This is a genomic window from Streptomyces phyllanthi (genome assembly GCF_009377205.1).
GTDB classification, from domain to species: domain Bacteria; phylum Actinomycetota; class Actinomycetes; order Streptomycetales; family Streptomycetaceae; genus Streptomyces; species Streptomyces phyllanthi.
In genome coordinates, this window is record NZ_VJZE01000035.1 from 1 (window position 1) to 20,280 (window position 20,280).

Annotated in this window: 18 protein-coding genes and 1 tRNA gene; 6 read left to right on the top strand and 13 right to left on the bottom strand. The window is 69.0% G+C overall.

The features are described 5' to 3' along the window. Positions 1-77: 77 nt before the first annotated feature. Complete coding sequence (locus tag FNH04_RS07980; protein ID WP_322722732.1) at positions 78-1,436, bottom strand: tetratricopeptide repeat protein; 1,359 nt, start codon at positions 1,434-1,436, stop codon at positions 78-80. A gap of 225 nt (positions 1,437-1,661) precedes the next feature. On the opposite strand from FNH04_RS07980, the gene FNH04_RS07985 reads away from it, so the two are divergent. The 4 genes from FNH04_RS07985 to FNH04_RS08000 all read left to right on the top strand — a co-directional run bounded on the left by FNH04_RS07985 (position 1,662) and on the right by FNH04_RS08000 (position 4,701). After that, a complete protein-coding gene (locus FNH04_RS07985; RefSeq protein ID WP_322722733.1) occupies positions 1,662-2,411 on the top strand; it encodes a hypothetical protein in 750 nt (249 codons plus the stop codon). A gap of 77 nt (positions 2,412-2,488) precedes the next feature. Then, positions 2,489-3,400, top strand: a complete 912-nt coding sequence (locus FNH04_RS07990) for a phosphotransferase family protein (RefSeq protein WP_322722734.1) — start codon at positions 2,489-2,491, stop codon at positions 3,398-3,400. Then, positions 3,401-4,093: a class I SAM-dependent methyltransferase gene (locus tag FNH04_RS07995; RefSeq protein WP_322722735.1), complete on the top strand. Its 693-nt coding sequence runs from the start codon at positions 3,401-3,403 to the stop codon at positions 4,091-4,093. A gap of 29 nt (positions 4,094-4,122) precedes the next feature. After that, positions 4,123-4,701: an HAD domain-containing protein gene (locus FNH04_RS08000; protein ID WP_152781781.1), complete on the top strand. Its 579-nt coding sequence runs from the start codon at positions 4,123-4,125 to the stop codon at positions 4,699-4,701. A 100-nt stretch (positions 4,702-4,801) separates the two neighbouring features. On the opposite strand, the gene FNH04_RS08005 is transcribed toward FNH04_RS08000, so the two are convergent. From FNH04_RS08005 to FNH04_RS08025, 6 genes are all read right to left on the bottom strand, one after another. Then, complete coding sequence (locus FNH04_RS08005; RefSeq protein ID WP_322722736.1) at positions 4,802-6,517, bottom strand: relaxase/mobilization nuclease domain-containing protein; 1,716 nt, start codon at positions 6,515-6,517, stop codon at positions 4,802-4,804. Next, positions 6,514-7,089 (bottom strand): MobC family plasmid mobilization relaxosome protein, encoded by a 576-nt coding sequence (locus FNH04_RS08010; protein ID WP_322722742.1) that lies wholly within the window; start codon positions 7,087-7,089, stop codon positions 6,514-6,516. The genes FNH04_RS08005 and FNH04_RS08010 overlap by 4 nt, the downstream gene beginning before the upstream one ends. Before the next feature lie 344 nt (positions 7,090-7,433). Then, positions 7,434-8,006, bottom strand: coding sequence for a hypothetical protein (locus tag FNH04_RS48950; protein ID WP_322722737.1), 573 nt, complete (start codon positions 8,004-8,006; stop codon positions 7,434-7,436). Positions 8,007-8,039: 33 nt separating this feature from the next. Beyond that, on the bottom strand, positions 8,040-8,360 hold the full coding sequence (locus tag FNH04_RS48955) for a DUF2637 domain-containing protein (protein ID WP_322722738.1): 321 nt from the start codon (positions 8,358-8,360) through the stop codon (positions 8,040-8,042). Between the two features lie 431 nt (positions 8,361-8,791). Beyond that, positions 8,792-10,102, bottom strand: a complete 1,311-nt coding sequence (locus FNH04_RS08020) for a DUF3631 domain-containing protein (RefSeq protein WP_322722739.1) — start codon at positions 10,100-10,102, stop codon at positions 8,792-8,794. Between the two features lie 233 nt (positions 10,103-10,335). Then, a complete protein-coding gene (locus FNH04_RS08025; RefSeq protein ID WP_194236598.1) occupies positions 10,336-10,566 on the bottom strand; it encodes a hypothetical protein in 231 nt (76 codons plus the stop codon). Between the two features lie 94 nt (positions 10,567-10,660). Here FNH04_RS08025 and FNH04_RS08030 point away from each other — a divergent pair, with 94 nt between their 5' ends. Both FNH04_RS08030 and FNH04_RS08035 read left to right on the top strand, forming a co-directional pair. Continuing rightward, a complete protein-coding gene (locus FNH04_RS08030; RefSeq protein ID WP_152781785.1) occupies positions 10,661-11,350 on the top strand; it encodes a helix-turn-helix domain-containing protein in 690 nt (229 codons plus the stop codon). After that, the gene (locus FNH04_RS08035; protein ID WP_152781787.1) at positions 11,347-12,948 is read left to right on the top strand and encodes a tyrosine-type recombinase/integrase; all 1,602 of its coding nucleotides are present in this window, start codon (positions 11,347-11,349) and stop codon (positions 12,946-12,948) included. Before FNH04_RS08030 ends, FNH04_RS08035 begins: the two co-directional genes overlap by 4 nt. Before the next feature lie 142 nt (positions 12,949-13,090). On the opposite strand, the gene FNH04_RS08040 is transcribed toward FNH04_RS08035, so the two are convergent. The 6 genes from FNH04_RS08040 to FNH04_RS08065 all read right to left on the bottom strand — a co-directional run bounded on the left by FNH04_RS08040 (position 13,091) and on the right by FNH04_RS08065 (position 20,275). Further along, entirely contained in the window at positions 13,091-13,672 is a 582-nt protein-coding gene (locus tag FNH04_RS08040) for a hypothetical protein (protein ID WP_152781791.1), read from the bottom strand. A gap of 142 nt (positions 13,673-13,814) precedes the next feature. Next, complete coding sequence (locus FNH04_RS08045) at positions 13,815-15,146, bottom strand: hypothetical protein (protein ID WP_152781793.1); 1,332 nt, start codon at positions 15,144-15,146, stop codon at positions 13,815-13,817. A 3-nt stretch (positions 15,147-15,149) separates the two neighbouring features. Then, the gene (locus FNH04_RS08050; protein WP_322722740.1) at positions 15,150-16,409 is read right to left on the bottom strand and encodes a hypothetical protein; all 1,260 of its coding nucleotides are present in this window, start codon (positions 16,407-16,409) and stop codon (positions 15,150-15,152) included. Positions 16,410-17,099: 690 nt separating this feature from the next. After that, positions 17,100-17,173 (bottom strand) — tRNA-Thr (locus tag FNH04_RS08055). Between the two features lie 101 nt (positions 17,174-17,274). Further along, the gene (locus FNH04_RS08060) at positions 17,275-18,891 is read right to left on the bottom strand and encodes an alpha/beta hydrolase (RefSeq protein ID WP_152781795.1); all 1,617 of its coding nucleotides are present in this window, start codon (positions 18,889-18,891) and stop codon (positions 17,275-17,277) included. A 178-nt stretch (positions 18,892-19,069) separates the two neighbouring features. Further along, positions 19,070-20,275 carry a DNA polymerase III subunit delta' gene (locus FNH04_RS08065; protein WP_152781797.1) on the bottom strand — a complete coding sequence of 402 codons (1,206 nt, stop codon included), beginning with the start codon at positions 20,273-20,275 and terminating at the stop codon, positions 19,070-19,072. Between the last annotated feature and the right edge of the window lie 5 nt (positions 20,276-20,280).

Sequence of the window (20,280 nt, forward strand, 5' to 3'; positions counted from 1 at the left end):
CGGGAGGGCTTTGGGCTGGTCGTCGGTTGTCCGCTGAGCCACGGCTTGTGTCCCTTCGTCGGCCGGTTGGTGGCAGCTTAGGCCAGCGCTTCACGCGCGCGGCGGGCAAGTTCGGCGGCACCGGGCACTTTGCGGCGCTGGTAGATGGAGAGGGTGGAGCGGAGCGAGGTGATGGCCTTTCGGGTGCGGTCGGAGGTCATGCCCTCCATGAGTGTCAGGGCCTGGGACCAGGCGGCGACGGCCTCGTCGGCTCGGGCCTGGGCGGCGAGGCTGTCGCCGAGGTCGGCGTAGGTGAGGGCGTGGACGCGCTTGTACTTCTCGGGGTCCCAGCGCACCAGGGCATTGCGGTGCTGTTGCTCGGTGCCGACATGGTCGGCGAGGTCGGTCAGGGTGCGGGCGGTGTGGCTGGCGACAGTGCCGGCGGCCGGTCCGCTGACGCGTGAGTAGCTGGGCTGAAGGCCGTCGTCACGTAGGAGGGCGTCTTCAGCAGCGAGCAAAGCGCGGGCCGCCGCGGGCCTCTCGCCCACGGCGGCATAGGCGCGGGCGTGGGTGATGTGCAGCAGCGCCTCGGTCTGGCCGTCGACTTGGCCCAGACCGCGGGTGAGGGCTCCTTCGACGAGGTCGACGCAGTGGTGGGGCTGCTTGAGACTCAGTGCCTGATGGGCGAGGGCGCGCATCATCCAGGCGGCGTGACCGCGCGGGTCGGCTTCGCAGGCGAGTTGGTAGCCGATTTGGTAGTAGCGCTGGGCGGCGCCTTCTTGGCCGAGGTCGTGGTGCTTCCACCCAGCGAGGTATGCGAGTTCGGCGACGGCACCGAAGGCCGCTTGCCGTAAGGCTTCGTTCGGGAAGCGTCCGCGGAGCATGGGGGCGGCGGTGTCGGCGAGGTAAGCGGTGACGGTGGTCAGGCCGTGGCCGCCGCCGAGGCGTTCGTCAGCCGCGCTGAAGGCTGCGGTGATCTGCCGTACGACCTCCACGTCCTCGATCCCGACCAGCGAGCTGCCGGTGCGGGCCCGCAGCATGCGGGCGGTGGCCTCATGGTCGTAGAAGAGCGGCATAGCCACGCCGGCCGTGGTGAAAGCAGCCACGGCAAGGAAACGGCGGCGTTCGACGTCGGCACGGCCCAGATCGGTGGCGGCCAGAACAGGATCGGGCTCTTCCGACACCGCAGTTTCGGGTGCTCGCAGGCCGATCTCGACCGAGGTGATGGTGCGGCCCGCTCGGCGGGACAGCGCCTCAGAGAGGTACTGGCCGGTCCGCCCGGTCGGCTGGCGTGTGCCGTTTGCCCAGTGCGAGACGGCCGACTTGTTGGTCTGGAGAGTCTCGCCGTTCTCGGCCGCGATACGCCGGATGTCCTTCGCCAGAGCCTCGTAGGTGCAGCCGATCGCCTCGATGACGTCACGCAGGCGGGAGTTGGGACCTCTCGGCGCTGCTGCCACGATCGCCTCCGCTCAGGAGCTGTAAACCGCGTATACCGCTTCAACTGCCTCTCACCGTACCCACTGTGCGTGACGGAGGGTTCACTAATCATCAGCCGCCCGACCCCGGTCCGACACCGTGACCAGGCTCCCCCCTTCGGCCGGGCGGCCCCCGAAGTTCCGTACGCCTACACCGGGTTCGGGCATTCCTGTGCCCGAACCCGGCCGATCAGAGACGGAGACACGGTGACCACCATCGACACTGCGGCCATCACGGTCGTACTGCCTGAGGCGTTCGACGAGCGCTGGAGCCGCCTGCCCGGCATCCAGGTCGACGGCCGGCGCATCACCATCGACCCGGCCGAGTACTTCTTCCGCTTCGAGTCCAGCTCCTGGCTCGTCGCCGACTGGGAGCTGGTCAAGTCCCAGCTCCTGGACGTGGACGAGACGACCGAGAGCGCGGTCGAGCAGCTCGCGCTGGACTTCATCAAGGCCCACGCCGAGTCCACCTCGGATGCCGCCCGCGTACTGTCCACCGCCCACGCGGTGTACGCGTACCTGTTCCGCGACGAGCACCTCGCCGGCCTCGGCCTGCCGCAGATCACTGCCGAGCATCTGCGGATGCTGCGCGAGGCGGCCACGCTGATGGCACTGAACAAGGTCGAGCTGGACGGGCACATCTCCAACGTCGGCCCGTGCTGGTTCTTCCCGGCCGCCACCTCCGTCGTCTTCGACCTGGACGACGAGATGGGCGGGATGCTGGACGAGGTCTACCACGGTGGCTGGTTCAACGAGCACCGCCGGATCGAGTCCATCAAGGCTCACGCCGCCCTCGGCGGCAGGCTCGTACACGGCTGCCAGTCCGTGCCGGACCAGACCGGCGGTGTCGTGGCGCCCTACGGTGCCTCGATGGCCGCCTTCCGCGACGACCTCGCGGCCTTCAAGGCCGGATGGATCGAGCAGGTCTACGCCCACCGCGTGAGCCCAGCCGCGTAACACCGCACACCAGGCTCCGGGGCGGGCCGACACGGCTCGCCCGCCCCGGACGCCCCCAACCTCCTTGGAGCCCCCACGTGACCGCGAACCCCAGCGCCGAACTCCTCGACAACCTGCTCACCATGGCCGGCCGCACCACCACCGTGCGCGAGGAGGTGCGCGTGTGGTCAATGTCCGGTGTCGAGCGCCTGACCTTCCCCGACGCCACCAACGCGATCTTCAAGTACGCGAAGCGGCCCTTCGACAGGGAGGATCAAGCTCTCCGTCTGGCGCGCACGCTCGGCGTTCCCGTCCCGCAGCTCCACGCCTCCGCCGTCCTGGACGGCTGGCTCGGCATGCTCATGGAGGACCTCGCCCCCGCCGTCCGCGACGCCGACGACCTCGACGGCACCGCCGCGGCCGTGGTCCTGCACGGCACCCGCACAGCTCCCGCCCTGCCCGTGCTCGACCAGGCCCGGCTCCGCACGCTGCCGGACAGGGCCCTGGAGCACCTCGCCCGGCTCCGCAAGGCCGAGCGGTGGCAGGAGGCGGACGACATCGAGGACGCGCTCGATCGAATCGCCCAGGCCGCCGAGACCCGCTCGGCCGGTGCCACGGTGGCTCCGTTCGGCTGGGTGCACTCCGAGTTCCACCCCACCAGCCTCCACATCAGCAGCCACGGCTGGCGGCTGCTGGACTTCGCCCGCGCCTTCACCGGCCCCGGCCTGCTCGACCTCGCCAGCTGGCACGGCACCCTCGACACCCCGGACCCCGTACGCCTCCGTGTCTTCCTGGAGCAGTACGTTACCGTCGGCGGCACCCCCGACGCCCTCACCCGGCGCGGCGGGCTCACCGCCGAGAACTGGGCCCTGGGCTGGCATCGCATGTGGGCCGTTGAGTGGTTCATGGAGCAGTCGATCCGCTGGATCAACGACCCGGCCACTGACCCCGCCTACATCAAGGCCGTACGCCGTCACCTCACCGACGTCCTCCACCTCCTGGAGGTCTAGGTGCTCGCCCACGCTTCCCCCTGGTACGTCCACGCCCTACAACGCACCACGGCAAACCCTGCCGAGCCACTCTCGGTCCCCGCGCGGATGGAGTGGACCACGCGGCCTGGCACCGGACCCGGAGCCGAGATCCTCGGCCCGGACCTGCGCCGCAAGCGACTGCTGGAACTCGGCTGCGGCCCCGGCCACAACGCCGCCCACCTCGCCACCCGCTACGGCGCCAAGGTCACGGGCGTTGACCTCGTCGGCCTCCAGGTCCGCCGAGCCCGCTCGCACTACGGGCGACTGAACAACCTGACCTTCGTCGCTGGCCATGCCCTGCACTACCTACAAGCCTCCGACGAGCAATTCGACGCCATCTACTCCGTCTTCGGCGCCGTCGGCCTCGTAGCCCCCGAACTTCTGCTCCCGGCCATCGCCCAGCACCTCAAACCCGGGCGCCCCCTTGCTTTCTCGGTCCCTCACCCTCAGCGCGGTGGCCTACACCCAACCACCAACGACCGTCCCCGCCGCGACTTCGTCACCCTCCCCGACCGCACCCGACTACCCATCGCCCGCTGGGACTTCGACGCCAACCGCTGGGAGAAACACCTCGACCGCTCCGGCCTGTGGCTCACCTCAGCGCAGGAGTTCCACGACGCCCGTCACGGAATTTGGCCCACCACCCTGCTGATCACCGCGCGCAAGCTCTGATTTCCGCCCCGGCTCTCTGGGAGAAACCGATGCGACCGCCCTACCTGCTCCTCGACATCGACGGCATCCTCATACCCTTCCCGGACGCAGAAGGGGCTGGCCCGGCGACCCACACCCGCCACGACGTGGTTCCCACTGGCCGGTCCGCTGACGACCCGGTCGCCATCTGGCTCAACCCTGCGCACGGCCCCTTGCTCATGCACGTGATCCGGACCGGCCTGGTCACCCCCGTCTGGTGCACCAGCTGGCGGCAAGACGCCAGCACGCTCATCGGCCCACTTCTCAGCCTCCCACCCCTGCCGCACGTCGACCTCCCGCATCCGCAGATCACGACCAGCCACCCCAATGGCTACCTGTGGAAGCGCGACCACGTCGACCCCTGGCTCTGCGACGCACCCGTCATCTGGATCGACGACGACTTCACCAGTCTCGACCATGAGTGGGCGCGGGAGCGCACCGCCCGCGGCCAGGCGACTGCCCTAGTTCAGCCTGATCCCCACGTCGGCTTGCTGGCCGAGCACCTGGTCGAGGTCCTGGCCTGGGCAGCGCTGTTGCCCATCGCACGGGCTGATGCCTCGGGCATTTCATGTGAAGCCGGAGCCGCGTAGCGCGCAGGCAAGCCTCGGGAAGCGCTGATGCTCCCGCCACCGCGAAGGCGAGAGCATCAGCCTGTTGGTCGTGCCAGCCGGGCACATGGAGGGTTTGTGCCTACCGTCGCTGTCGGTGCTGCTGTTCAGTGGGTGTCGCCACCACCCGCGAGGGCTGGGTCCGGCGGCTCTCCTGAGCAGACGTCGTGCCTGCGATGGTCGAGCGTCGGCGGGCGGCTTCGGCGCGGCGGTTGGGGGCCGGGTTCCGGCCGGTGTGCTGGATACGGGTGATCAGCACGCGGGCCGGTTGGCGGGCTGTCGTCAACTCGCGCTGGGCGGCAGCCTCCTTGAGAAGCTGGTGGGGTTGGAGGCCACGGGCTTCGGCATCGGCGAGGACAGTGGCGAGCGCCGGCCAGGACGCGTCGGTGAGGATTCGCTCGGCGTGGTCGGGGACGGCTGCTCGTACGTCGCTCGCCAGAACGCGGCGGGCTTGATCCCTGGGTGGCCGGGCTATGAGTTCGGCGAGCGTCGGGGCGAGGGCGCGATCGGCGGCCGTCTGGAGGTGCTGCACGGCCTGGCGGGCGGCGTCAGCTTGGTGGGCGTGGTGCTTCGCTTCGTGCCAACGCCCGGCGACGATGGCGGCCCAGACGAGGGCTGCGACCAAGGCGGCCAAGGCGCTGCCGTCAGGGCCGCTGGCGGTGTGCACGATGTCGCGTGCCGCGCTGCGCAGAGCGTGGGCGGCTCGGTCTTCCGCCCGTACCTGGGACCGCTGGGCTCGGGCGAATGCCTTGGAGGCGGCCTGGAGCTCGGCGCGCAGATGAGCGGGTGCCTTCTGGGCGGTGGCTTCGAGTAGTTCACCGAGGGCGGTGATGTGGGCCTGGGCGTGGGTGTCGTCGGCGAGGTCGGTGTGGAGGGCGTCGAGGGCGTCGGTGGCTTGGTGCCACGGGGTGCTGGGGTGGTTGCGGCGGGCGGTGGGGTGTGCTTCGGGCCGGCTGGATTCGAGGCGGGACTTGATCTTGGGTAGAGAAAGGTCGGGGGCGATCTTGCTTCCGGGGTGGTAGATCTGCTCGCCGGCCTCGTTGACGTCGCCGGGTCGGCCGGCGGCGTAGCCGAGGAGGTCTCCTGACGGGCCGCGCCGGGCCTGGACCTCGATGCCGCTGGCTTCGAGGTAGGCGATGAATTCCTCGGCGCCTGTCACGTGGGGGATGGCGGCGCGGATGCGGTCCTGGAGCCAGGCGGGGCTGGTCTGATCCCAGCCGAGGCGTTCGGCCTTGTGCATCTCGGCCTGGGTGGGGCGGCGGGCGCCGGTGCGATCCCCCTTCTTTAGGCGCCGCAGCCCGTAGTCCTTCTCGATCGCGCGGCAGGCGTCGCCGACGCGCAGGCCGCTGTCGTGGAGTTTGGGGCGGCGTCCGTCTTCGCGGACGGTGGTGGCGAGGATATGGATGTGGTCCTCGGCGTGGCGTACGGCGATCCAACGGCAGGCCAGGTCGTCACCGGCCGGAGCGATGCCAGCGGCCCGGACGATGCGCTCGGCGATCTCGCCCCACTCGACGTCGGAGAGATAACGGTCCTCGGGGGCGGCACGCACGGGGCAGTGCCAGACATGGTCGGTGATCTTCTTGCCGAATTCGCCGTTGCGCAGCCGCACGGGCTCATTGAGGTAGCGGGCGAGTTCGGTGAGGGTGGCGTTCTCGTCGCGGCCGGGGTCGGGCATGCCGAGCATGGCGAACCCCGCGACGATGTGCGGGTCGAGGTGCTCGTCTTGGCGGCCGGGGCCGTAGAGGTAGGCGAGTAGGCCGCGGGTGTTGGACCCGGCCGGTTTGATGGCGGCGATCACGCGGACGCCTCCATCTCTGTCTCCGGGTCGACAGGTCGGCGTAGGGCTTCGGCGATCAGCTCCAGCAGGTCGTGGAGTTCGGTCAGGCGTTGGCGGATGTCGGGTGGGGTGTGGTCGCTGTTGAGGGCGCGGGCGATCTGGTTGACGTTGACGCCGATCCGGTTGAGCTGGCGCAGGACCTGGGCGCGGAAGATGTGGGTGCGGCGGCGGTCCTCGGACAGGGGCAGGTTGGCGGTGAACCGGCCGGCGATGAAGGCGAGGACGATGTCGGCGGCGAAGCCGGAGTCGCCCTTGTAGCCGTGCTCGGCGGCTGCCTCCTGGAGCTGGATGTGTTCGTCGCCGGTGAAGCGCAGGGGGCCGACGCGGACGACGCGCTTGGTGCCGGTGAAGCGGCGGATCGTGGGCTGGACGCTCTTCACGACAGGCTCACCGCCGACAGCCTCAGCGGTGTCGGTGGCGCGTACGGGGCGCAGGGTCTCGCGCTGGACGGTGTGGAGTGTGTCCTCGTCGGGGCCGCCCTCGGCCCTGACGTCCTGGCCTGGCGCCCCCTGGCGCTGGGCCGTCTCCGCCACCCCCGGGGCGGAGACCCCCGAAGACCGGCCCTGAGTCGGACTCGGGGTACTACTGGCTCCGCCAGGGGCACCCCGTCCGAACGCACGGCGCCAACGGTCCATCAGCGTAGGGGACTTCGTCAGCTGCGGCAGCTCGTCGGGGGCGTTCTCGGGGTGGAGCGGGTCGTGCGTCATGGACGGTTCTCCAGAAAGCGTGGGGAGGGCGCGCGGGGCAACGCGAAGATCAGACGGAGTTCGGACGGCTGCCACCTCATCCACAGGTGTGGACGATCACGCGTTACACGGGACGGTGACCGGCGGGCCGGGTGGCCGGAAGGGTTCCGGTCACCCGGCAGCGGTTCCGGTCAGCCGCCGGGCAGATCGGGCTCGGCGGAGGGTTCGAGTTCGGCCCGGAGGATGGCCATCACCTCGGTCAGCCGCTTACTGCCGACCGTCAGCCCTTTGTCCTCAACCGCCGTCCGGACGACGGCCCGGGTGAGTTTGCCCTGCTCAGCGGCAGCAGCCCGGCCGATCTCCACGAGCACCTGGAGCGGGGCGCCGGGCGGACGGCCACCGCGCAACTTGCCCGCTGCAGCATCGGTCGGCGATTCCGGCGACTGGACGGATACGGCAGCCGACGGCTCAGCGGCCGGGCCGGGCTCAACCAGCAGGTCGGCGGGCCGGACGCCTACAGCCGGAGCCTCGCCGGACTGGACGAACGTGGTGGTCAACAGCTCGGCGGGCTGGACGGATGTGGTGGCCGGTTGTTCCGGCACCTGCGCGTAACCGGGGGCCGAATGGCCGACAACAGGCTGCGCGACGAGCTCGTGGATCTGCCGCATCAGCACGCCGAAGGCCACCATCGCGGCGGCCGGGGGAACCGCGGCAACCACGTAGTCGAGCAACGGGACACTGCCGACTTCGCGCGTGCCGGTCACCCCGGCCACGTTCAGCCCGATGGAGCCGAATGATCAGATGGCGGTGACGCCGATGGCCCATTTGTCAGTGACACGGCGCAGGCCCGCACGGAGCATGAGGAGCTCGCCCGCAACGATGAACGCGTCCAGCGTCGCGGGCCACGCCCATCGGCGGGTCGGCGAGTCGCGGAGTCCGTGCTGGGCGGCGACCTCGGCCAGGTGTGCGTAGGAGAGCCAGAACGCACCGGCGGTAAGGGCCACGATGACGATGCCGGCCGTGCGCAGCACGTAATGCTCCGCAGGGAGCTTCGTCTTCGCTGGTTGCTCCGGACCGGGCTGGTCGCCGCGCGGCGGGCGGTCTCGGCGACGGGACATGAGCGGGATCCTCAAGCGGGATACTCCTGGGGTAGTGGTGTGGTGCGTCTTTGGCGTCTTGGCCGTTGCAGGCGCAGGTCACAGCGGGTACGGCAACCGCCTCGGCCTGCCGTCCTGGCAGGCGCTGCCGACGTCTTGCTCCGAGACGGAACCCGCGCGGGATGACCTGGCGGGCCTGGTGTCGGTGTGGCCGTGCCCCCGGTCGGGACGGCGGTGTTGCGTCTTCCGTCCCGGTGGTCAGGGCTGCAACCTGCGGCGATACGGCAGGACGGCGGTGGACGGCGCAAGACGGATACGGACGGCGTCTTGGCGGCAGGGGTGCGATTGGCGATCGCGTTTCCGTCTTGGCCCCGGTTGGCGTCTTGCCTGTAGGCCGTGTGACCTGCGAGATCACGGCAGGGACGGCAAGTACGGCAACCAGGGGGCGGGCCTCAGTCCTTGCCGCGAGTGGTGTCGGCGTCGACGGGGTGGACGGCGGGGCAGTACCGGCGCCAGGCATCGAGGAACTTGTTGCGCATGTAGCCCTTGCGCTGGGTCCGGTCGGCCATGCGCACGTTGCCCGGCTTGATCTCGTACGCGCGCAGCATCCTGCTCAGCTCACGCGCGGTGAGCCCGCCGCGTCCCCACTCGGCCCACGGGCTTTCGGGGTCCTGGCGCAGGTGGTGGAGGAGTTCCTCGGTGGACAGGCTGTCCACCTCGCGCTGGGCGTAGAAGACCCGGCGGATGTCGGCGAGGATCCGCGCACCGCTGGGGTGGTCCTCCTCGGCCGCCGCTTCGGCGGCAACCATCCGCGCGCACGCGACCCGCGCCAGCCTGGGCCAGTGCCCGCCGGCCAGGTCGGCGACGATGACCAGGGGTTCCCAGGTGTCCGCGGCACGGTCCTCGACCGGCATGTCCGGCTCCAGGTCCGCAGCCTCATCCAGCAGCGGCTTGGCCCACGCGGCAATGCGGTCGCGCAGATCATGCAGAGCCGGGATGTCACGGCGAGAGCGGAAGGGCTTGACCTTCTCGCCCTCGGCCCGGCGCCGCATCCGGATCACCACCGCCCGGTCCATGACCGTGTCGGGCAGGTCGCCGATGCCCGCGATGGCCGCCATGGCGAAGGTCGCGAAGCGGTGCGGGGTGTGGTCGTTGCCGACCACCCGGGTCACGTAACGACCCCGCTGGTGACCGGCGTTGAGCAGGCCGCGCGTCTCCTCGTTCTTCTCCGCGACCTTCGGGCCGAAGATGGTGTCCGCCTCGTCCACCAGGAGCGTGGGCGGGTTGTCCTCGGAGATCGACCGGAAGATGGCCGCCGGTGTGGTGTTGATGGTGAGCATCGGTTCGTGCACCGTCTCGGTCAGCACGTCGAGGAGACGCGACTTGCCGCACCGCTTCGCCGGGCCCACCACCGCCAGACGCGGCGCGTGCTGCCATGCAGGCTGCAGGTGTGTCGCCACCACCCACAAGGTGATCGCGTCGAGGGCCTCCTGCGAGGGCGGGATCACGAACTGGGCGATCTGCCCACGCAGTTCGTCCAGCAGCTTCGAGCCGTGGGTCGGCTCCGCGTCGGGTATCTCCACGAGCTCGCTCGGCGTCTCCGCCTCGTCGGCGCTACGGGCGTCCGCATCACCGCTGGGACTTGGATCGGCGCCGTCAGCCTGCGTGGCGCGCAGGTGGGCGCCGGGTCGGCCGGGGAGGGCCGCTGCGGGCCAGATGGCCTGCGCGGGGGCGGAATAGGGCTCGGGGTTCTCGGGTTGCACTCGGCAGCTCCTCGTCTGGCGGTGGCGGGCTCGCACGCCCGTGCCGCCGGGTTGGTTCGTCCAGGGCCGTTCGGGGTTGCTCGGGCCTCCGGCGTTGCACCGCCGGGGGCCCACCCCTTTCTCGCGGGCGCCAGGCCATCGCGAGGGAACACGGACCGTACGTCCACGCCCGGCAACAGTCCAGCATTTCTGTGTCAGCTCAGCGCAGAACGGTCTGCTACGGCTCCCCGCTCTCACGCGGCCAGGCCCAGCAGAGCCAACAGGTCCGCAGTCACCACCCGGTAGGCGTTTCCCAGTCGCAGCACCTTGCACGGGTACAGGCCGCGCTTCGCCAGCTCGTACCCCTTGCTCCGCCCGAGCCCCAGCGCCCGGTTGCCCGTCTCCAGGTCAACGGCGGCGGGAAGCTCCAGCAGCTCCTCTCGGCTCATACCCTTCGCCCGGCCGACGGGTTCGTACTCGCGCATACGCGCTCCATCCATGACTGAGCCCTCGGCGAACACGGCGATCGCGCTCGTCTCCAGGCCATGGAATCAACGCTAGGCAAGTTAATGTGTCTTCATGACACAACGCCGTTTCGACCATGGATACGAGGAAGACACCGAGGCCGACGACCTCGAATGGGAGGACCACGTCATGGCCACCGTGGCCGGCGAGGTCCGCAGACGACGGAAGGAACTGCGGTGGAGCGCACAGGACCTGGCCGACAGATGCGAGGAGATCGGCTACCCGATCCCCCGCAACGTGATCGCCAACATGGAGTCCGGCCGCCGCGCTGTCCTCCCCTTGGTCGAGGTCATGGTCCTCGCGAAGGCCCTGCGCATGTCCCCGATCGGCCTGCTGTACCCGGTCGGTTACGTCGCTGAGGTCCGCCAACTCCCCTACGAGGACCCTCGACCGACCTGGGACGCCTTGCAGTGGTTCACCGGCAACTCACCCGCCGAGGGCGCCACCGACTACATGCTCGACCACTTCCTGGCCCACGACCTCGAACTCCGCTCGGCCCTGGCCGCCGTGGAGAGCGAGGACTACGAACGCTGGAAGGTCAAGACCGCCGCGAACCGCGTCCAACGGGAAGCTGCCGAGCGCGCCTTGGCCCGATACGCCGACCAGGCAGCCAAAGCCAAGCGCGAGCTGCTCCATCACCGCGACGCCATCCGCGAAAGCGGCGGCACCCCACCCCACCTGCCCTCGCAGCTCGCCGACATCGACCCGCCCGATACTGACCCCACCGAGGAGAACGATCTTTGAAGGGCTCCACCTACCGCCGCTGCTCCTGCCGCGACCCCAAGACCGGCAAGGAACTCGGCACGGCCTGCCCCAAGCGCAACAGCAGGAACCACTGCACGTACTCCATACGCCAGGAGCTGCCGCCCCGCGAGGACGGCAGCCGCAGGTCCTTCGCTCGTGGCGGCTACGACAGCCGCAAGGCCGCCCAGGCCGACCTCGACCACGTACGCGCCCTCCTCGGCTTGGCCGAGTCGGACGATCCCGAGGGCACGGAACTGATCGCCGCCATGCTGACGGAAGTCAGCAGCGAGAAGACTCCCCTGCCCGACGTCGAGGAGACCCGGCGGCGCCTCAACGCCGGCCAGGACCTCATCGGCAGCCTGACCGTGAGCGAGTGGCTCGACCGGTGGCTGGCTGGCAAGCGCATACGCAAGTCCGGGCTGAGCCGCTACGAGACCGATATCCGCGTACACCTCAAGCCGCACATCGGGCACCGGCGCCTCGACCGGCTGCGCGTCAGCCACCTCAGCGAGATGTTCACGGAGATCCGCGACGCCAACGCCCAGATCCTGGAGCAGAACGCTCAACGGCGAGCCGCGATCGACGAGCTGGCGACCGTGCCGTGGAAGGGCGCGGAGAACCGAGCCCGGCGCAAGGCGATGAAGGCCGCGATCGACGAGATGCCGCCCTTCCGTCGCATAACCGGCCCCGCCACGCGCCTGCACGTCAAAGCCACGCTCCGCGCGGCCCTGAACGACGCGATCGGGCAGCAGATCGTCACGTTCAACCCGGCCGCTCACGTCGAGATCGATCCCGTACGCAAGCCGAAGGCGCTGGTGTGGACGGACGAGCGGGTCGCCAAGTGGGAGCAGACGGGCGAGAAGCCGTCGCCCGTGATGGTCTGGACGCCCCAACAGACCGGCGCCTTCCTCGACTTCGTCGCCGAGGACCGGCTGTACGCGATGTGGCACCTGATCGCCTTCCGTGGCCTGCGCCGTGGTGAGGCGTGCGGGCAGCCGTGGTCGGAGACGAACCTCGACACGCACTCCCTCACCGTCTCCTCGCAGCTCGTGCAAGACGGTTGGGAGGTCGAGGCATCCGACCCCAAGACCGACAGCGGATACCGCGTCGTCGCGCTCGACGACGACACCGTCAACGTTCTGAAGCGACACCGCGAACGACAGGACGCGGACCGCAAGGAGTGGGGATCGGCCTGGGTGGACACCGGGCACGTCTTCACTCAGGAGGACGGCTCCTGGCTGCACCCCGGCAAGGTCACCGACCTCTTCGAGCGGCTCGTCTCCGCCTCCGGCCTCCCGCCGATCCGCCTGCACGACCTGCGCCACGGTGCTGCCACCCTCATGCTGGCCGCCGACATCGACATCAAGATCGTTTCGGACACCCTCGGGCACAGCGACACCCGCATCACTCGGGACATCTACCAGAGCGTCCTGCCTCAGGTCGGCAAGAACGCCGCCGAGGCCACCGCCAAGTTGGTCCCGCTTCAGCGCAAGGCCGAGACGGAGAAGGCCCGCAAGGCAGCCAAGAAGGCCAAGGAGAAGGCAAAAGCCCAGGCCAAGGCGAAAAAGAAGAGGACGCGGAAGAAGCCCAGGAACTAGGGCACCAAGCCACTCCGCTCACACAATCACCTCCCGGCCTCCCGACCGTGTGGTGCTTGATGCCCCGAGCGAGCAACAGGGCCAGGTCACGGGCTATGTGACCTGGCCCTTTCGGAGCCGCATTTGGGATGAGAGCCAAGCATCACGTAGGCAGCGTCAACGCTCCTGGGTCCTCGTCCCAGTTGAGGCCGAAACGGTGCGGACTGCCGAGACTCCGAAGTCTCTGCGAGCGCTGGGCTATGAAGCCCCGCACATCTCTAGCCAGCACATCTCGCAGGCCCGTCCATGCCGCATGTTGGCTGTCCGGAACAACTGGAATCTCGCGTCGCAGCTCGGCCTCGGCGGCTTCTCCCACCGTATGCGCCCACCGTCCATCCGGCTGCCACGTGATCCACTTGGAACTTCTGACCGCGTTCTTCAGGGAAGCCACGTTGTACCGGTACCCAAGTTGCTTCAGACAGTAGTCCAGTGCGTCCACGGTCATGGGCTCGCTGACCGCGAGCAGAACCAGTCGGCTTGCCCCTTCCAGGTTCCTGGGGCCGGGCAAGAGTCCATGGCGGTACAAGGCGTACGTTCCTTGCCCGGCCCAGCAAAAGCGCCGGTCAGGAGACAGCACCGCATTGGCACTCGCGGTACCGATCTTGCGTCCGTAATCGCGGTGGGCCAGGCGGACAAAGTCACGTACGTGCAGGGGCGATGGAACCGAACAGGCGATGGCGTACATGACCTCTGCATGGCTCATCCAGCGCGGCCCTTCACAGGCGCAGCGCATCCATTCCCAAGGTGACAGGGCAGCTCCGCAAAGGCGGCAGGCGCCACACGCATCAGCCGTCATCCCGACTCTCCGCAACACGAAGTTGAACGGCTCACCCAGCGCTCCAGTCCAGGGACGTCGTCACCGGACTGGCCACAACAGGGCCGATGTCCTCTTCGGTGTCGGGCCCGACCGCGTCCAGGTAACGCGCGACAGCCTGCTCGTCGATGGTCACCAGGTTGTCACCCGACGCGGCCTCAATCAGGCCGTGTGCCTTGCGTAGTACATCGCGCGGCTTACGATTCGATCGCTTGAACAACGCCTCTACTGCCCCCGGCGTGAACGGGTACATGTCCCCACTCGGCCGATCGTCTTTCTTGCGAGCAGCAGCAAGATACTTGGACAGCAGCTTCACGGCTGAGTCCAGATCGCGAAGAGCCGGCAGCACCACGATCCGATGCTTGTTGGCCTCCGAGATCTCGAACGTGGGCAGGTCCGCAAGTTCCCAGGCCGTGCCGATGGTTAGCGCTGCTCGGGGATGCATAGTCACGACGACGCCGAGCATGTCGGCCATGGGCAGCGTTTCGAGGATGATGTCGCGGAACCGTTCGGTTTCGAGATCACGCTTGGCCTTGGCCGTAGTGGTGCTCGCGAGGTCCTCCAACTGGTCGCAACAGAGCAGGACATGCTTCATCCCTGCTGCTGCAGCGAAGAGAAGGAACGTCGCGAGGTAAACGGCGCCGTTCCGAGTCCGCGAAGCAGGCTTGACCTTGTCCAGGTAGTCCTGGGCGACGGTCGGGTCCGCGTCGCACAGAGCCAGGATGAGCTTGTCGTCGGGCGGCCCCAGAGTGCGGCCTCGCAGGTCCCGGTGCTGCTCGACCACGATCTTGGCCAGGCTGTGCGGATCATCAGTCGCGGTCCGTGCGACAAGTGCCTCACGCAGGCGCTGAACAAGGGTGAGGCTTGCGTCAGCGGCACGAAAATCCGTCGCATACTCAACGGCGGTGAACAGGGCAGCACTCAGGGACCGGATCTGTGCCGTGTCGAAACTCGTCAGCAGCCCGCAGATCGGTTCCTCGGAGGCATCGTCCTCATCGAGGCCGCAGCTCAGATATGCAGCACGGCCGAAGTCCTCGTTGAGACTCCCTGTGAGGTGCTGCATGAGCACAGACTTGCCGAAACCGCGGGCGTCGGAGTCCCCTGGGCCAGTGCCCGTAGACCACAGGTAGCCGAACCGCAGTCCGGAGAAGGCTGCCCCGAGCACAAACTTCTCGACGGCCTCTTCAAATTTATCCGCGTTGACGTCCGGCTCGTAGAGGAGTCCGTTTTCGCGCGCGTCGGCACCGCCCAACCGGGCAATGCCCGTGGTCGGAAAGGGGTTGTTACGTAGCCCCCATTGCCTTTTCAGCCAGACGGGGCCCGCGCTACGGGTTGAGGCAGTCATCGTTCAGGTCTCCTCGGTGGTGGTTGAGGTGGTGTGGAGAGTGGGTTCCAGTGCAACGCTGATCACGTTGAACACACGGCGGAGCCCACTCGCGGTGGGAATGATCAAGGGTTTGGTCGAGGCGGGGGCGGCCCTCAGCGACGCCTGATCGAGGTGAATACTCAAACCAAGGCCGGGGTGCTCGCCTGCTAGGGCCTCTCGCAGAGCCAGATCGAACTCGTCGTCACTGATCCGCTGCTTCCAGCAGACAGCGGCACGCAGCTGCCAAACGGGGAGATACATGCCGCCGGCCGCGTCGGCCCGTTGCTCGCGCCATACCGCCCAGACGGCATCGAGGGCGGCTCTACGTACCTCCTTGCCGACTCGCCGACTGATCGCGACGGCATCGCCACTACCCGTCACCACGGCGGTCGACCAGAGCCTCATTGCTGAAGGACCTGGCGCGTAGTAGCTGAAGTTGGCCAACCCCAGAAACCGAGTCCACCTGCGTAGCAGCTCGAGGCTGATGTAGTCCAAGGGGCAGCCGGCTGCGCTGAACACGAACCGCGCCATGGCTTCCTCGCACGTGGTGGCGAACTGCTTCCGGCTGATCTCCTTCTCCCGGGCATGCGCCCGCTCTTCGATACGCCGGACGTAGCTGCGGACGTGCTCACTGATGGCCTCGGGCTCTGCGGTCCAGCCGAGTGTGCCTTGAGCCGCCGCGTCGGCAGCGAACGCGACAAACTCGTCAAGGTACGTCGCGTTGGTCCTGTACGCCGACGCGCTGAACCTCAAGAGGGGGATGGTCAAGTGAGTAGCGCTGCTGTCCGGTCGGGCACCCAGGATGCGCAGAAATCCCTCGAACTGCGGGTGTGTAGAAAGCAGTACGCCAGTGAGCGCGTTGTACGCGGCGCGACGGTCGGCTGCAACGAGCGTCGCCCACCTCTCGCCCGCGGGGGTGAGCGTAAACACCGAATCGGCATGCGCATACGCCGAGTTGGGCCCCGAGGGCAGGATGTGCTTCTCCACCCAACCGAGACGCATGAGCTCCTTGAGGACGTCGACGGTGTTGTGGACGTGCTTTTTGGTGTCTGACCGCGCCAACTCCCACTTGCGGGCGGAGTACGAGCCGTCTGTGTCACCCTCACGCGCCACCGCGGCAGCCCGGTCGACGAGGGCACGACGCACCTGCTCGAAAGTTGCTCCTTGCGCGACGTTACCGATGGCGACCTCGATGTACGCGAGGTCTTGCAGCCGTGGGATGCCCACTCCCCCAACGCTCACCGCAGCTCTCCGCGGACTACGGCGGCGAGGGACCAACGTGCCGACCTGGGCGACTTACGACATGAGTGTCCTCTGCGGGACATGCAGTGAATGGGACGCATCAATGCTCCGATGCCAAGAGTGACGTGCGGATGACAACCACTGTCACCACAACCGGCCTATGCCACAAGGGAGTTACTTATGTATGCGTCCTCATGGGGCATGAGAGCCGAAGCATATTTATATGAAGGCAAGGTCGAGCCGATACGGGACGGCAACCTGCCTAGCACCACGGCCCACAACTGCCACACCGCCAGAGATCGCCATGACAAGCAGCGGGTAGGGCGAGGCGGCCAGCGTTCCCGCGCCTACATCCGGACGCCAGGCTCCGCTCGCACAGTCAGTGGGAATGCACTGCCCTCTGATCGAGTAAAGGAAATGCAAAAGGGCCAAGGCAGACCGCCTGCCTTGGCCCTGACCCGAGCCGTCTCCGAGACACACAGCCGCCGAGGCCACCGTCAAGCTGAGGCGACAGCCCAGGCCAAGGCGAAAAGAAGAGCACGCGGAAGAAGCCGAAGAAGCAGGCCCGGACCCGCTCCGCTCACGCATCGCTCACGCAAGCCATCTAGCGGCACCCCGGCCGCGTGACGCGTCACGTCCCGAGCAGCACAAAAGCCCAGGTCACGTGCTATGCGACCTGGGCTTTTTCAGAGCCGCCTTCGGGATTCGAACCCGAGACCTACGCATTACGAGTGCGTTGCTCTGGCCATCTGAGCTAAGGCGGCGCGCTGTGCACACTATGGTGCGATCAGCAACGTCGGTAAGTCTACACAGTTTCGGGGGTGCTCCGTACCAACCCTCGGGGCACCCCGCCACGGCCTCGTGATCAAGGCTGTGAACAGCGTTTTCGTTGGGCTGGTGGGGTGCCGTTGAGCAGGTAGGCGTTGATCGCCGCGTCGACGCAGTCGCTGCCGCGGCCGTAGGCGGTGTGGCCGTCGCCCTCGTAGGTGAGGAGGCGCGCCGAGGACAGCTGGGAGGCCAGGGCGCGGGCCCAGCGGTAGGGGGTCGCCGGGTCTCGGGTCGTGCCGACCACGACGATGGGGGCCGCGCCCTTCGCCTCGATGCGGTGCGGAGCGCCCGTGGGCCGCACCGGCCAGTACGCGCAGTTCAGGGACGCCCACGCCATGACCCGGCCGAAGACCGGTGAGGCCTTCTCGAAGGCGGGGAGCGCCTTCTCGACCTGGCCGGGGTTCGAGAAGGCCGCCGGGAGGTCGAGGCAGTTCACGGCGGCGTTCGCGAACATCAGGTTCGAGTACTCGCCGTTCGCGTCCCGCTCGTAGTAGCCGTCCGAGAGGGCGAGCAGGCCGGAGCCGTCCTTCCGCTCGATGGCCTCGTCGAGGGCCTGACGCAGTCGCGGCCACGCGGCCTCGTCGTACATCGCCGCGATCACACCGGTCGTGGCCAGCGACTCGCCGAGTTCGCGGCCGTCCGGGTCGCCGGTCGGGATGGGGCGGGCGTCGAGCCGGGCGAAGAAGGCCTTGAGGTTCGCGGCAGCCCGGGTGGGGGTCGCGTCGGCGCCGCCCAGCGGGCAGTCCGGCCGCCGCACGCAGTCCCTCGCGAACGACCGGAACGCCGTCTCGAAGCCCGCCGTCTGCTCCTCGTTCATCCTGCGGGCGGGCAGGGACGGGTCCATCGCGCCGTCCAGGACCAGCCGGCCGACGCGGTCGGGGAACAGCCCCGCGTACGTCGCGCCGAGGAACGTTCCGTACGACGCGCCGACATACGTCAGCCGCTCGTCGCCCAGCACCGCGCGCAGGATGTCCATGTCGCGCGCGGCCTCGACGGTCGAGAGATGGCGCAGCAGCCGAGGCGAGCGTGCCCCGCAGCCCTCCGCGAACCGCTTGTAGGCGTCGACCACTTCGGTGGTCTCCCGCTGGTCGTCGGGGGTGAAGTCCGTCTGCGTGTACGCGTCCATCCGGCGGGCGGTGAGACATCGGACCGGCTCGCTGTGGGCGACACCGCGCGGGTCGAGCGCCACCATGTCGTACCGGGCGCGGACCGCCGCGGGGTAGCCGATGCCCGCGTACGACCGCAGATAGCCGACCGCCGAGCCGCCCGGGCCTCCGGGGTTGACCAGCAGCGAGCCGAGGCGCTCGCCGGGGCCGGTGGCCTTCTTGCGGACGACCGCCAGGTCGATGTCGCTCCCGCCGGGCTTCGCGTAGTCGAGCGGCGCCTTCATCGTGGCGCACTGGAAACCGGGCGCACCGCAGCTGCGCCAGCTCAGCTTCTGCGCGTAGTGCGGGGACAGCGCCTGTGGTGTCGAGCCCGGCAGCGGCTTCAGGGAACCCGTCTCCGGTTTCGGCGTGGCCGTCGTGGCTGTCGTCGCCGAGGAGGCGGAGGACGAACTGCCGGACGAGCAGGCCGAGGCGAGCAGTACGGCGGTGAGGAGTGCGGTGGTCGTACGGAGGGGTCGATTTCGGCGGAGGGAGCGCCTGGTTTGCATCTCGCGAGCGTAACCCTGCGCGCCCAAATGGTCACTATCGGCGACGTGCGTGCCTCGTACGAGTGACAGGGTTCACCGGCAGCCGACCTGGCCGCTCGATGTACGTCCCGTACGTCCCGTACGTCCAGACATCCAATGCGTCGCTGTGGTGCGTCGCGCCGCTATGTCACGCCGTGAGTCAGCCCGCCCGCAGCGCCATCGTCATCGCCTCCACCGCCAGCAAGGGCGCCACATTGCGGTCGAGGGCGTCGCGGCAGGCGGCGATCGCGTCGATGCGGCGCAGCGTGGCCTCCGGTGTGGTGCCCCGGGCGAGGCGCTCCAGTGTGTCCTGAGCCTCGGTGTTGGCGAGGGCGACGCGGGAGCCGAGCTGGAGGGCGAGGACGTCGCGGTACAGGCCGGTGAGGTCGGTGAGGGCCAGGTCGAGGCTGTCGCGCTGCGCCCGTGTCCGCCGGCGCTTCTGCTTGTCCTCCAGCTCCTTCATGACGCCCGCCGTACCGCGAGGCAGCCGGCCGCCCTGGGCCGCGCCCAGCGCCGCCTTCAGCTCCTCGGTCTCCTTGACGTCGAGCTCCTCGGCGATTTGCTTGGACTCCTCCGTGGCGGCGTCGACGAGCTCCTGCGCCGCCTTGAGGCAGGCGCCGATGTCCTCGACGCGCAGCGGGAGCTTGAGCACGGCGGCCCGCCGCTCCCGCGCGCGCGGATCGGTGGCCAGACGGCGGGCCCGGTCGATGTGCCCCTGGGTGGCGCGGGCCGCGACGGCGGCCACGTCCGGCTCGATGCCCTCACGCCGTACGAGCATGTCGGTGACCGCGTCCACCGAGGGTGTGAGCAGACTCACGTGGCGGCAGCGGGAACGGATGGTGGGCAGGACGTCCTCGAGCGAGGGGGCGCACAGCATCCAGACCGTGCGGGGGGCGGGCTCCTCGACGGCCTTGAGGACGGCGTTGGCCGACTTCTCGTTCAGCCGCTCGGCGTCCGCGACGAGGATGATCTGCCAGCGGCCGTTCGCCGGGGCGGTGAACGACTTGCGGACCGTGTCCCGCATGTCGTCGACGAGGATCTGCGAGCCCACCGCGGCCACGGTGCTGACATCGGCGTGGGTGCCCACCAGCGCCGTATGGCAGCCGTCGCAGAAGCCGCAGCCGGGGCTTCCGCCGAGGGCGCGGTCCGGGCTGACGCACTGCAGGGCCGCCGCGAAGGCCCGGGCCGCCGTGGTGTGCCCGGCGCCGGGCGGGCCTGTGAAGAGCCAGGCGTGGGTCATCTTCGACGCCTCGGGGGGCGGGGCCCCGGTCCCGGCCGCGGTGACGATCGCGTCGGCGTCCCGGGCGGCGGCGTCGAGCTGCGCGCTCAGCCTCTCCTGCCCCACCAGGTCGTCCCACACGGGCATGCGGC

Bases quoted from the DNA above. Each gene is read 5' to 3' on its own strand.
- FNH04_RS08000 (WP_152781781.1), top strand. From the start codon at position 4,123: ATGCGACCGCCCTACCTGCTCCTCGACATCGACGGCATCCTCATACCC.
- FNH04_RS48955 (WP_322722738.1), bottom strand. From the start codon at position 8,360: ATGTCCCGTCGCCGAGACCGCCCGCCGCGCGGCGACCAGCCCGGTCCG.
- FNH04_RS08025 (WP_194236598.1), bottom strand. From the start codon at position 10,566: ATGCGCGAGTACGAACCCGTCGGCCGGGCGAAGGGTATGAGCCGAGAG.
- FNH04_RS08030 (WP_152781785.1), top strand. From the start codon at position 10,661: ATGACACAACGCCGTTTCGACCATGGATACGAGGAAGACACCGAGGCC.
- FNH04_RS08040 (WP_152781791.1), bottom strand. From the start codon at position 13,672: ATGTACGCCATCGCCTGTTCGGTTCCATCGCCCCTGCACGTACGTGAC.
- FNH04_RS08045 (WP_152781793.1), bottom strand. From the start codon at position 15,146: ATGACTGCCTCAACCCGTAGCGCGGGCCCCGTCTGGCTGAAAAGGCAA.
- FNH04_RS08060 (WP_152781795.1), bottom strand. From the start codon at position 18,891: ATGCAAACCAGGCGCTCCCTCCGCCGAAATCGACCCCTCCGTACGACC.
- FNH04_RS08065 (WP_152781797.1), bottom strand. From the start codon at position 20,275: ATGCCCGTGTGGGACGACCTGGTGGGGCAGGAGAGGCTGAGCGCGCAG.